The following is an 11820-nucleotide window of genomic DNA, read 5'->3' as shown; positions in this document are numbered from 1 at the left end:
TATGAAAAAGGTTTCAATTTAAGTAGGAAAATATGGATTTTCATAAAAAAACCCACATGAATAGCTTCATGTGGGTAGAATACTATATTCTTATTTACCATCTGCTTTAGATGATTTTAAATTACCTGTATTTTCATCATAGAAGCGTAGTAGATCGCCGTTAATAATACGGTCAGAGTAATCTAATTTCGTATTCGCTCTTTCAATAAACGGTTCACATTCTGATGGTTCTGCCTTCTCGCCCGTTTCTTTGTTATAACAAACTTCACCAGCATAAACAAATTTATCTGTTACAAAACGGCCGTCACGGAAAGTTACAAAGTCTTCGTGATCTTTCGAGAATAAATCAGCACCTAATTGTAAGTCATTTGACGTATCGACACCAAGTAGATGTAATACTGTTGGTCGGATATCCATTTGACCTGATACTTCATGCATTACTTTACCAACACCTGAGTTTGGAATATGCACGAAGAATGGCACTTGTTGCAGTTGAGCTGATTCAAGCGGTGTAATCTCTTTACCTAAATATTGTTCCATCGCTTTGTTATGGTTTTCTGAAATACCATAGTGGTCACCATACATCACAATGATAGAATTATCATATAAACCTTTTGCTTTTAAATCGTCGAATAGTACTTTTATCGCTTCATCTGTATAACGAACAGTTTGGAAATAACGGTTTACTGTACCATCTCCAGATGTATAAGGTTCAATAAATTGATCCTCTTCATCAGAAGTGAATGGGTAGTGATTTGTTAATGTTAACATACGAGTGTAGAACGGTTGTGGCATTGTTTTCATAATATCAACGGACTGTTCCATAAACGGAATATCTTTTAATCCCCAGTTAACGGAGTTTTCTTCAGTTGTTTCAAATGAGTCAATGTCATAGAATTTTTTAATATCAAAAGCATGATACATCATATCACGGTTCCAAAAACTTTTGTTATTTGAGTGAAGCACTGAAGTATAATAGCCCTCACGATTTAGACGTTCAGACATCGAGTTGAATGTGTTCCCACTATTTGTGAAGAAGACAGCTCCTCGACCTGTACCAAATAAAGAGTTTTCTACGATAAATTCAGCATCCGATGTTTTTCCTAAACCTGTTTGATGATAGAAATTATCAAAGTAGAATGTATCTTTATCTTTTGTTAATGAATTTAAGAATGGTGTAATTTCTTGACCATTCATTTTATTATTAATGACAAAGTTTTGAGTTGATTCAAGCGAGATAATAATGACGTTACGTTCTTTCCCAATACCGAACATTTTATCATCGACTTTAGCTTGATTTGATTTCACATAGTTTGTTACTTCTGTCAACTCACTACCATCAGCTAATGCACGTTGCGCATGTGATTTTGATTGAATGTAAATATCATATAAATGGTAGTTGTACGTACCGATATTCTTCACTAAAATTTCACGGTCAAAGCTACGTGTTAGTAACTGTGGACGTTCAGTTTCAGCTAGACCAAGGTTTAAGAATAATAGTGCACATGATAATACAAAATACGTACGACGCATTTTCGGCTTCACAGTGAAAATTTCTTTTGCAGCTGGTAAAAACTTAACTGCTAAAATTAATAAAATAACATCTGTAAAGTAGAAAACATCTGTGAAGTACATAGAAGATAACGCAGAGTTACCTAAGTCACCAAAGTTATTTGTTTGGAAAAGCATTGGTAGTGTTATAAAGTCATCGAAGAAGCGATAGACAGCAACGTTAGCATATAAAACAATTGCTAGAATACTACTTGTTATAATTATATAACGGTTACGTGCTTTTGCAGTTTTAAAGAACAAAGATAACCCAAATATGAATAGCAAGAAACTTAGTGGGTTGATAAACAAAATAAGTTGTTGCATTGTATTTTCAATTTTCATATCAAAACTTGTTTGATAGGTTATATAAGTCTTGATCCAAGTGGCGATAATTGCTATAGCCAAAATTGAATGTTTAGGTGCTTTTTTAAAATTCATTCCTAACATCCTCCTACTTTCTTTCGTCTTTACAATTTCAGTTCCGTGTATGAAAGAAACAAAATATATCATAATCCTTTTTTTACAACAACGCAACAAAAATGTTACATCCAATATTATATAGTTCATTTTATATTTTTATTCAGTGCTCTTGTATTAGACGGATGAAACAAGTAAAAGTTTCATTTATTTAAAGAAGCAGTAGAAACTTAATTCTACTACCTTAACATCTATTGTTGTCTTTGTCTTTTTATTTTCATCATTTCTTGGCGTAGGATTAACGTCGCCATTTGGTAATCCTTAACGTCCATTAACTTTGAATTGTAAAGTTCTCTGAGTTCATCCTCCATCATTTCTAAATCCGCTAGGCGATCCTTTGTATAAATAAAAGTACCGAAGCGTTTCAAAAATTGCATTACATCATATACTGTTTTCATCGACTGCATATGACTCCTTTCTATTTCTGTGACAATCAATAACAGCTGTCTCCGTAATTATTTTATGAACCGGTAAATCGAATTTATCTGTCGGCACTTTATGTACGAGTTGCAACGCAAATGCTAACGTAATACAAATTCCGTTATAATTCGCTAAATATCGATCATAATAGCCGCCACCGAATCCGATACGATAACCTAATTCATCAAATACAACACCCGGAACGATTAAGCATTCAATTTCTTCCTTCGATACTGCCTTTGTTAAAGTAGGAATGGGTTCCTTTAGTTGCATATAGACCGTTTCTAATTGATCGAATGATGTAATTTCATAGAATATCATCGCACGTGTTTTCGGTTCGCATTTAGGAACGGCAACACGCTTTCCTTGGGCCCAGAGTTTTTCAATGAGTGGCATTGTATTCACTTCTGGAAAGGCTGATATTGTTAGGCCAATTAGGCTTGCTTTTTTAATAGAAGAATCTTTTAATAATCGTTGTTGAATTTCCAATGAGTATGCATCATACTCTGCTCCTGACATTCCAGCAAGCTTAGCTTTCATATCTTGACGTAGTGTTTTTTTATGCAAGGGGCTCTCTCCTTTTCAGTCCATAAAATGGAAAAAGCCAAAACCACTCGTGGTTTTGGCAACAGTTATTACTTCGTTTCACGGTGAAGAGTGTTCTTCTTATCACGAGAGCAATATTTTTTCAATTCAAGACGTTCTGGATTGTTACGCTTGTTTTTCTTTGAAATGTAGTTACGTTCTCCACATTCAGTGCAAGCTAATGTAATATTAACGCGCATCTTTACCCCTCCCACTCTATATCAAGAATAAAATGTCTTTAGTGAGCATGATTTATACGACTAACTCATTATATCATAACTTCAAAAAAAATCTACTGTCATTTCTTATGGAAATTTCGTCTAATCCTTAGCAAAACGTGGGATACTGTTTGATGTGTAGGAGTATTATGGACTACTTTATGATAAAATGAACACACAACTATTTTAACCTATTGAGGTGAAGGATTTTGGAATTATCATCTATATTAATGATTATTGGAATTATCGTAATAATCGCGTCATTTTTTATCAAAGATCATTCGACACAAATGGAGGGCGATGTTGAGGAGCTTTCTCTTAATTTCTATCAGGAGACACATCAATTGAAACGTCGTTTAAAAATCATTGAGGAAGAACTATTATTAGAGCCCAAAATGATTGGAAAGCCCAAAAAAACAACTGCTCCTACAGCTGCATCATCAAAAGGTATTCACCAAATTATCGTCAGTCAGGTGCAAGCGCTACATAAGCAAGGTTATACTGTACCTGAAATTAGTAAGCGCTCCTCTTTAACCATCGAGCAAGTACAAGAGGTTCTTTTAGCTGGAGGCAGCCGCGTATGAGAAAATCATCCATCCGTGCATTTGGCATCGCACTTTTTGTAGCAGGTGCTAGCTTCACTACAGCAGACTTTTTAACTCAAGATGACAACACAGAAGCAGCTAAAGCAAACTTGCCGAAAGGTTCAGTTATTATTAAGAAAAATGAACTAGAAACAATCAACGTTGAGGCAGCTGAAGCAAAAGAGCAGCTCGCTAAAATCCAAACAGATTACAACGCGTTAAAAAACAATACAGTCACTACAAAGACCCTAGCTAAGAAACAAGTAAATTCGTACACACTTGTCATAAAAAAAGGCATGGGAACATCAGAAGTAAGTGAAACACTTGAAAAGGCTGGTATGATTAAAGACGCCGGTGACTTCGAGCTTTACATCATTAAAAACGACAAAGCATCAAGTCTTCAAATTGGCTCTTACGATCTAACAGTCAATATGACAACTGCTCAGATTGCAAAAAAAATTACACGTAGTAAATAACAGTATATATGCTCATACATCATCTAAAAAGCAGAACGCCCATTAAGTGTAAAACTAACTTAATGGGCGTTCTTTTATGTAGAGGCTCAGGTCTTATTGTACAGAGATTCTAAAAAGTCTTTCGTCATTAGAAGAGGCACCAGAAAAATGTGAATTTAATTGATCAGCATATTTCCATAAGTACAAGCGGACATTTCATACATCCTATTCAAAAGTGGGTAAAGGAGGATAGTAGGATTAGGCTGATAATAAGATTCGCACTATTTTTCATTATCTTATTAATACTAATTCCATTGGCGACCAAAGCCAAAGATTGAATTCATTCCAATTGAAACTTTATAAAAAGCATTAATTTTAGAATTTCCAGAAAAAGCAAGCCGACAAATAGTCAGCTTGCTTTTTTAGTGTAGATTTCTATTGGTTCAATTCATAATGCTTACCCTTTACTAAGTAAAATAATAGCTCTGCCAAATTGGTGGCATGATCTGCAGAGCGTTCTAAATAGCGACATACAAATGATAACTGTGCCACTTGTCCAATATCCTTCATATTTTCTGTTGGTGTATTTAAAATCTCAACAATAGCCTCACCATATAATGTATCAATTTGATCATCCAAGAGTGCAATTTCTTTCGCTTTTTGCATATCCTCATCGATAAATGCCTGCACCATGCCTTTTAACATCGCAATGGCTTGATCACGCATTTGTGCAATTTTTTCAGTAGGATACACCACTTTTGTTTGCCCAAGGCGAATTGTTTCCTTCGCTATATTTACCGCATAATCTCCAATTCTCTCCATATCAGAGGCCGCTTTAATCATGACGATTAAGCGACGTAAATCAGTCGCAACCGGTTGCTGTTTGGCGATTAATAAAATTACTTCATCATTAATATGCTCTTCTAATCTATTTATAAAGCGGTCTTGATCCATCAATACTAAAGCCGCATCAATATCTTGCTCGAAAAGGGCCTCAACTGATTTTTCTAATGCATGAATAGACATATGGCATAAATCTAACATCAGGCCTTGTACTCGGTGTAAATCATTTTCGAATTTTTCACGAACTGTCATTACTACTATTCCTCCTTAACCAAATCTTCCGGAAATATAATCTTCTGTTCTCTTATCCGTAGGTGTAGAGAAAATATGGTTCGTAGCCTCATACTCAATTACTTCTCCATTTAAGAAGAATGCTGTTTTATCGGATATACGCGCTGCTTGCTGCATATTGTGCGTCACAATAATGATAGAGAAATTCTCTTTTAACTCCTGTACTAGCTCTTCCACTTTTAATGTAGAAATTGGATCTAGCGCTGACGTTGGCTCATCCATTAAAATAACATCTGGCTCAATCGCTAGACATCTTGCGATACAAATACGTTGTTGCTGACCACCCGATAAGCCATACGCATTTTGGTTTAAACGATCTTTTACTTCATCCCAAATTGCTGCTCCTCGCAAACTTTTTTCAACAATTTCATCGAGCACTTTTTTATTTTTAATGCCATGAATTCGTGGACCGTAGGCAATATTATCGTAAATAGATTTAGGAAATGGATTGGGTTTTTGGAATACCATCCCCACTTTTGTGCGTAATTCTTCAACTTGGTATTTGTTGTCCAAAATATTGCGCTCACGGTATAAGATTTCACCCTGTGTACAAACGGATGGCACTAGTTCAACCATACGATTTAATGTTTTAATATACGTTGATTTACCGCAACCAGATGGCCCAATAATAGCCGTTACTTCATTCTCTTTCATTTCTAGATCAATATCTTTTAATGCATGATGTTCGCCGTACCACAAATTCAACTTTTTCGAATGATACACTGTTTGTTTTTCTTCTTTTGAAACTACTTTTAAATTTTGTCCTTTTGCTACATATACGTCTTTTACTGAAAGTTTAACCATCTTTGAAGCCCCCTAGTTTTTAATAGCGATTTTGAAATTTATTTCGTATAAAGACAGCAATTGAATTCAAGATGACTAAAAATGTCATTAATACTAGAATACCGGCCGCTGCAACATATTGGAATTCCTCTTGTGGACGTTTTGCCCAGTCAAAGATTTGCATTGGTAATGCTGTAAATTCACTCAAAATGCCATTAGGTAAGAAATGTACGATTACTGGAATTCCTAAAACAACGAGTGGCGCTGTCTCTCCTACTGCTCGAGATAAGGCTAAAATGCTTCCTGTTAAAATCCCTGGCACTGCAGATGGCAACACGACTTTTAAAATGGTTTGCCACTTCGTCGCCCCCATACCGTACGATGCTTCGCGCAATTCTTTTGGTACAGCCCGAATTGCTTCTTGTGCAGCTACGATAATGACTGGCAAGATTAGCAAACTCATCGTAAGCCCTGCCGCTAGAACACTTTTTCCTAAAGCTAGTGAGCGAACGAAAATAGTTAAGCCGAGTAAACCAAACACAATAGAAGGAACTCCTGCTAAATTGGATATATTCATGCGAATAAAATCATTCAATCTATTTTGCTTCGCATACTCTTCTAAATAAATGGCTGTTCCAACACCAAGTAATAATGAAATCGGCGCCACAACAACCATTAACCACATGGAGCCAATAAGTGCCGCTTTAATACCTGCTTTTTCTGGGAAACGAGAAGCAAAGTTTGTGATAAAGTCTGCTGATAAATAACCCCATCCTTGATCGAACATACGATAAACTAAAACACCAAGTGCCGCTAACGCAAAGAGTGTTGCTAAGAGAAATACGATTTTAAACATCTTGTTCACAACAAGTCGTCCATTCATCCGTTTCACAACTTGCACATGATCTACATATTTCACCATCAGTATTCCTCCCTAAAGCGTTTTGAAATGAAATGTGCGAGTAAATTCATAAGCAATGTGAAGAGGAATAGCGTGAATCCTACTGAGTAAATCGAGTAGTAAATTGTTGTGCCATATCCTGCATCACCCGTTGAAACTTGCACTATATAAGCTGTCATCGTTTGTATTGAGTCAGTTACGTTAAAGTCAAACTTAGGCGTCGCACCTCCAGCAAGCGAAACAATCATTGTTTCACCAATTGCGCGGGATACTGCTAGTACGACCGAAGCTAAAATCCCTGATAATGCTGCTGGTAAAACAATCTTGATGGCTACTTCCAGTTTTGTTGAGCCAAGTGCTAATGCACCTTCACGCATTGCGTTCGGTACAGATGTCATCGCATCTTCAGAAAGTGAGGCAATCATCGGTAAAATCATTATACCGACAACAATTCCTGGACTTAACGCATTAAATATTTTTAGACCCGGGATAATTTCCTGTAAAACAGGTGTGACAAATGTTAAGGCAAAGAATCCATAAACAATTGTTGGTATACCTGCTAAAACTTCTAAAACCGGTTTGATCAAACGGCGTGTACGATCACTTGCATATTCACTAAGGAAGATTGCTGCAGCAATACCAAGTGGAACTGCTACTAGCACGGCAATGAATGTAACCTTCAATGTTCCTAAAATGAGTGGCAATATACCGTACATCGGCTCTTTACCCGAGAATGGCAACCATTCTGTTCCAAATAAGAAATCGATAACAGATACTTTCGTAAAGAATTCAATCGTTTCGAAAATTAGCGTAAAGACAATGCCAAACGTTGTCAATACAGAAATTAAAGCGGTAATGAACAATAATATAGGCATTATTTTCTCCACCACTTTTTTGGATCTTTTACTGCGAGATTGTGCAATTAACTCTTGAACAGACAATTTCTCTGCTGGTTGTTTCATAACCAAGTTGAAGTCCCCCTTCACAAAAAGGGCAGCAGATAGCGTTTTGCTACTCGCTCCCCTTACTTTTCAGTGATTATTTCAAGCCCTCTAGTGCATCTAAATCTTTTTTATAATCTTCATCAGGTGTTCTAACATATCCTACTGCCTCAGCCATTTCACCTGCATTTTCAAGCGCATATTTCATAAAGTCATATAATGCTGCATTTTCTTTTACTGCACTATTTTTCACGTAGACGAATAATGGTCTTGAAAGTGGTGTGTACTCACCAGATTTGATTGTTTCATTTGTTGGTTCAACGCCGCCCACTTTTACAATTTTCAAGTTGTCTTTATTCGCTAAGTAGTAAGCATAGCCGAAAAACCCAATGGCATTTTTATCGCCCTGTACACCTTTTACTAGTACATTATCATCTTCTGATAGAGTTGCTTTTTTCACTAAGTCTTTACCGTCTAAAATGACTTCATCAAAGTAATCGTATGTTCCTGAAGCAGTACCTGGTGAATAGTAGATGATTTTTTCTTTAGGCCAAGACGGATCTATATCAGACCATTTCTTTTCTTTACCATCTTCAACCCAAACTTTTTTTAATTGTTCGACTGTAAGGCCCTCTATCCAATCATTGTCTTTATTCACTACGATTGATAATCCATCGTATGCAATTTTCATTTCTGTATAGTCAATGCCTGCTTCTTTTAACTTAGCAGCCTCTTCTTCTTTAACTTCACGTGATGCGTTTGAGAAGTCTGTCTCACCTGCGATAAATTTCTCAAACCCACCACCAGTTCCAGAGACACCTACTGAAACTTGTACTTTAGGTTGAACAGCTGTATATTCCTCTACGATTGCCTCCATGATTGGTGCTACAGTTGAAGAACCATCGCCTGCTAATTTTCCTTCTAGTTGTTCACTTGCACCAGCATTTGTCTCTGAGCTAGTTGCACCGCTATTTGACGTTTTGCTTCCTTCTTCTTTGTCACTGCTACATGCTCCTAACAACAGTGCCGAGCCTACGATTGATGTCATCATGAAGTACTTCCAGTTTTTCATCTGTTTGTTCCCCCTAAGATTTTTATGTTTGTTTACTACACTGCTAACTATAAAGGAGGCATGTTGAGGACATATAAATGGAATGTAAGGTTATATAAAGGTATTGTAAATGCTTTGTAAAGTACTGTCGATTTTTGCAACATTGTATACAAAAAAAGCGCCTTACATTGTATTTTGTACAATGTAAGGCGCTTTACTATATTAATAGAAGAAACTCGAAATTATTCTGTATCTTTCTTCATAATGCTATCAAAGAAAAACTGTTACGTGCATGAAAAAGAATTGCTATAAAATATGTACGTTATTTGAATAACGTGTAAACATTAAGATTAATTTTCATATTTATATATTTCTAAATTTGAAAAAATCGATAAAAAGGCATGGAACTTGTACTATACAAGTTCCATGCTTTTTAGAATCCCCGAAATTATTCACGGGTCATTTCTTTATAACCTTTCGGTGGAGTTACATTAAAAATATTTTCATTTAGGTTAGTCTGTCTAAAACTTTTTCTATCTACTTCAATTGATTTAGTATAAAGAGAATTTATTATTTCCTCATTATTATACTCCTCAAGTTGAAGAAGTATTCCAGTCTTAATATCAACCCAAAGTTTATAACTTGTAGCACCACGATTTTTCACATAATAATCTTCAAATTCACCATCAATCACAACTACTTCTCTTCCGAGAATGTTCTCAGTATGTTTTTTTATACTCCAAAGTGACTGATCCTCAAGATACCATAAAGCAGTTTCTTGTGGAAATAAAGATTCACTAGCAATTCCCATATAAGTTGGGTCGTTTCTAAAAACATACACTACTCCATCATTACCATATTCATATCTACTTTTCACAGATTTGTCTAATTCATTTTCATCTATGTCACTAAGGTCTTCTGGTGGAACTGTTTTCATAACTTTGAAAACTTTATTCGTTCTATCAATTTCTATCCTAGTATTATTCGAACCATTATGGACGAGCTCTATTGAAGAACCTTCTAAAATACCTTCAGTTTTTGAATTATTTTTTTTTGTATCAACAAAATATTCTATCTCAATATTGGAATTACTGGATTTATTATCTATCACAAATGAACCTTTTACTTTATTATAATAATCTATTGAATTCAGCATTTTACCTTGAATATCGTCTTTTTTAATCTTATTTCCAATTTTCAAAGTTGATGTATTATCCGTAGTTTTATTATGAGTAGAAGAAAAATTATTATTAATAAGTAACCATATCCCTATCAAAATAATACTTATTGAATAAAAAATAGCAACTCTTTTTTTCATAAAATATTCACCTACTAATCATGTCCTAATATTCTACTTTTGCACCATCGGCTCCTGTACCAGCTGTACTACCATTTGTACCAACCGCTAAACAATAATTACTTCCAGTATATCCAGTACTATTAATTTGAACCCATCCTGGTTTTGCTTTATTTTGATTTATTTCTCCTAATGTATACATTTCAGTACCACTCATATTTGATCCATAATATACTGCTTTTGTATTTGTAAATGCAGCATTTGATAGATACACATAATAGATTTTTTTCTTTCCAGTCCCAGGAAAATCAAAATTCCAATGATATTCATTTCCTTTTCCATATGCAATCCTGTGATCACCTCTGTAACCTGTACTGCTCTTAGCATAACCCCAAGTCCCATCTGACCATGTTTTACCAATCGGGTCATCATTATCGAGATATAGAGTGGCCGCTAATGTATTTGGAATACTTAGCATAGTACTACATAATAGAATGGTAAATATACACGCTAGAAACTTTTTCATAAAAAACATCCTTCTCTCTTTGTAATATCTGGAATAATATAATATTTTATTATTCTATTATAAGATACCATTCATGCAATTGTTTTACAATGATAATATTTCCTTTTAAGATAAAAATCTATTAATTAAATTATAAATATGTTAAATTACCATATTTATATAATATATAAATATTTCAATTCCTATTTTTTTAATATTTTTCACTAGCGTTGCATTAAAATAACTTTAGTTTTAAAAACACTCAAAATGTTCAATAATCTTGTTTTGTGCATAAAAAAAGTCCTTTATAAATGATAAAGTCAGGTGGTAACCCGTCCAAATCCACTAATAAAGGAACTACGTATGGACAAGATTACACGAGAAACATCATTTGGACAATGGTTTTTACCCATAAATCTTCAACTTTTTGAAGAAAACGTGAAAACGATGAAATTAGATGCTTATACGAAAAAACTTACGACGGATTCATTCTTAAAATTACTGCTTTTTGCGCAGCTACAGGAAACCGAAAGTCTATATGCGCTGAGTGATTGTCTTTTCGACGAACATCTTCAAAAAGGCACGAACTTAGAATCCATCAGTATTTCCCAGCTATCACGCAGATTGAACGGCATGAATCCAGACATCTTCCAACAGCTTTTCCTTGATTTAGTCGTTCAAATCCACCAAAAAACGAATCTCTCGAAAAGCGTCATGCCTTTAAAAATCATTGATTCGAGTACATTACCTCTTAATTTAACGAATCACAAATGGGCTGAATTTCGTAAAACAAAAGCGGGCGTTATGCTTCACTTACGCCTGGTGTTCATGGAAAAAGGAACGTCTTATCCCGAAAAAACAGTACTCACCACAGCGAAGGAACATGATCGCAATCAACTCGAAGTCATGGTAGATGAC

The 11820-nt window shown here is 35.1% G+C and carries 14 protein-coding genes; 3 read left to right on the top strand and 11 right to left on the bottom strand.

Translation table 11 applies throughout. From position 1 onward, the window contains the following. Positions 1 to 90: 90 nt before the first annotated feature. The 4 genes from JFL43_RS03795 to rpmG form a co-directional block, all read right to left on the bottom strand. Positions 91 to 1989, bottom strand: a complete 1899-nt coding sequence (locus tag JFL43_RS03795) for an LTA synthase family protein (protein ID WP_200748012.1) — start codon at positions 1987 to 1989, stop codon at positions 91 to 93. 230 nt (positions 1990 to 2219) lie between these two features. Then, positions 2220 to 2426, bottom strand: coding sequence for a YqgQ family protein (locus JFL43_RS03790; protein WP_100794233.1), 207 nt, complete (start codon positions 2424 to 2426; stop codon positions 2220 to 2222). After that, positions 2410 to 3015, bottom strand: a complete 606-nt coding sequence (locus tag JFL43_RS03785) for a 5-formyltetrahydrofolate cyclo-ligase (protein WP_200748011.1) — start codon at positions 3013 to 3015, stop codon at positions 2410 to 2412. Before JFL43_RS03785 ends, JFL43_RS03790 begins: the two co-directional genes overlap by 17 nt. Positions 3016 to 3083: 68 nt before the next feature. Further along, on the bottom strand, positions 3084 to 3233 hold the full coding sequence (gene rpmG / locus JFL43_RS03780) for a 50S ribosomal protein L33 (protein WP_038186828.1): 150 nt from the start codon (positions 3231 to 3233) through the stop codon (positions 3084 to 3086). 227 nt (positions 3234 to 3460) lie between these two features. Here rpmG and JFL43_RS03775 point away from each other — a divergent pair, with 227 nt between their 5' ends. Both JFL43_RS03775 and JFL43_RS03770 read left to right on the top strand, forming a co-directional pair. Then, positions 3461 to 3835: a hypothetical protein gene (locus JFL43_RS03775; RefSeq protein WP_100794235.1), complete on the top strand. Its 375-nt coding sequence runs from the start codon at positions 3461 to 3463 to the stop codon at positions 3833 to 3835. Next, a complete protein-coding gene (locus tag JFL43_RS03770) occupies positions 3832 to 4311 on the top strand; it encodes an endolytic transglycosylase MltG (RefSeq protein WP_200748010.1) in 480 nt (159 codons plus the stop codon). Before JFL43_RS03775 ends, JFL43_RS03770 begins: the two co-directional genes overlap by 4 nt. A 414-nt stretch (positions 4312 to 4725) precedes the next feature. On the opposite strand, the gene phoU is transcribed toward JFL43_RS03770, so the two are convergent. The 7 genes from phoU to JFL43_RS03735 all read right to left on the bottom strand — a co-directional run bounded on the left by phoU (position 4726) and on the right by JFL43_RS03735 (position 10923). Beyond that, positions 4726 to 5385, bottom strand: coding sequence for a phosphate signaling complex protein PhoU (phoU, locus tag JFL43_RS03765; RefSeq protein WP_200748009.1), 660 nt, complete (start codon positions 5383 to 5385; stop codon positions 4726 to 4728). 15 nt (positions 5386 to 5400) lie between these two features. After that, positions 5401 to 6228, bottom strand: coding sequence for a phosphate ABC transporter ATP-binding protein PstB (pstB, locus tag JFL43_RS03760; RefSeq protein ID WP_200748008.1), 828 nt, complete (start codon positions 6226 to 6228; stop codon positions 5401 to 5403). Positions 6229 to 6247: 19 nt separating this feature from the next. Next, a complete protein-coding gene (gene pstA / locus JFL43_RS03755) occupies positions 6248 to 7129 on the bottom strand; it encodes a phosphate ABC transporter permease PstA (protein WP_234447583.1) in 882 nt (293 codons plus the stop codon). Further along, the gene (gene pstC / locus JFL43_RS03750) at positions 7129 to 8070 is read right to left on the bottom strand and encodes a phosphate ABC transporter permease subunit PstC (protein WP_407701956.1); all 942 of its coding nucleotides are present in this window, start codon (positions 8068 to 8070) and stop codon (positions 7129 to 7131) included. The genes pstA and pstC overlap by 1 nt, the downstream gene beginning before the upstream one ends. A 76-nt stretch (positions 8071 to 8146) precedes the next feature. After that, positions 8147 to 9121 carry a PstS family phosphate ABC transporter substrate-binding protein gene (locus JFL43_RS03745; protein ID WP_200748006.1) on the bottom strand — a complete coding sequence of 325 codons (975 nt, stop codon included), beginning with the start codon at positions 9119 to 9121 and terminating at the stop codon, positions 8147 to 8149. Positions 9122 to 9548: 427 nt separating this feature from the next. Next, positions 9549 to 10418 carry a hypothetical protein gene (locus tag JFL43_RS03740; RefSeq protein WP_200748005.1) on the bottom strand — a complete coding sequence of 290 codons (870 nt, stop codon included), beginning with the start codon at positions 10416 to 10418 and terminating at the stop codon, positions 9549 to 9551. Between the two features lie 25 nt (positions 10419 to 10443). Further along, positions 10444 to 10923, bottom strand: coding sequence for a hypothetical protein (locus JFL43_RS03735; protein WP_200748004.1), 480 nt, complete (start codon positions 10921 to 10923; stop codon positions 10444 to 10446). A gap of 342 nt (positions 10924 to 11265) precedes the next feature. Here JFL43_RS03735 and JFL43_RS03730 point away from each other — a divergent pair. Beyond that, positions 11266 to 11820, top strand: a 555-nt coding sequence (locus tag JFL43_RS03730; protein WP_200748003.1) for a DUF4372 domain-containing protein, incomplete at its 3' end; no start/stop codon positions are given.

The sequence above is a fragment of the Viridibacillus soli genome (assembly GCF_016612995.1).
Lineage (GTDB): Bacteria > Bacillota > Bacilli > Bacillales_A > Planococcaceae > Viridibacillus > Viridibacillus soli.
The sequence above is the reverse complement of the archived record's forward strand: the minus strand, read 5'-3'. Positions and strand labels throughout refer to the sequence as shown.

Excerpts from the sequence above, each read along its gene's own strand:
- JFL43_RS03795 (WP_200748012.1), bottom strand. The coding sequence starts at position 1,989 with ATGAATTTTAAAAAAGCACCTAAACATTCAATTTTGGCTATAGCAATT.
- JFL43_RS03790 (WP_100794233.1), bottom strand. The coding sequence starts at position 2,426 with ATGAAAACAGTATATGATGTAATGCAATTTTTGAAACGCTTCGGTACT.
- rpmG (WP_038186828.1), bottom strand. The coding sequence starts at position 3,233 with ATGCGCGTTAATATTACATTAGCTTGCACTGAATGTGGAGAACGTAAC.
- JFL43_RS03770 (WP_200748010.1), top strand. The coding sequence starts at position 3,832 with ATGAGAAAATCATCCATCCGTGCATTTGGCATCGCACTTTTTGTAGCA.
- phoU (WP_200748009.1), bottom strand. The coding sequence starts at position 5,385 with ATGACAGTTCGTGAAAAATTCGAAAATGATTTACACCGAGTACAAGGC.
- pstB (WP_200748008.1), bottom strand. The coding sequence starts at position 6,228 with ATGGTTAAACTTTCAGTAAAAGACGTATATGTAGCAAAAGGACAAAAT.
- pstA (WP_234447583.1), bottom strand. The coding sequence starts at position 7,129 with ATGGTGAAATATGTAGATCATGTGCAAGTTGTGAAACGGATGAATGGA.
- pstC (WP_407701956.1), bottom strand. The coding sequence starts at position 8,070 with ATGAAACAACCAGCAGAGAAATTGTCTGTTCAAGAGTTAATTGCACAA.
- JFL43_RS03745 (WP_200748006.1), bottom strand. The coding sequence starts at position 9,121 with ATGAAAAACTGGAAGTACTTCATGATGACATCAATCGTAGGCTCGGCA.
- JFL43_RS03740 (WP_200748005.1), bottom strand. The coding sequence starts at position 10,418 with ATGAAAAAAAGAGTTGCTATTTTTTATTCAATAAGTATTATTTTGATA.
- JFL43_RS03735 (WP_200748004.1), bottom strand. The coding sequence starts at position 10,923 with ATGAAAAAGTTTCTAGCGTGTATATTTACCATTCTATTATGTAGTACT.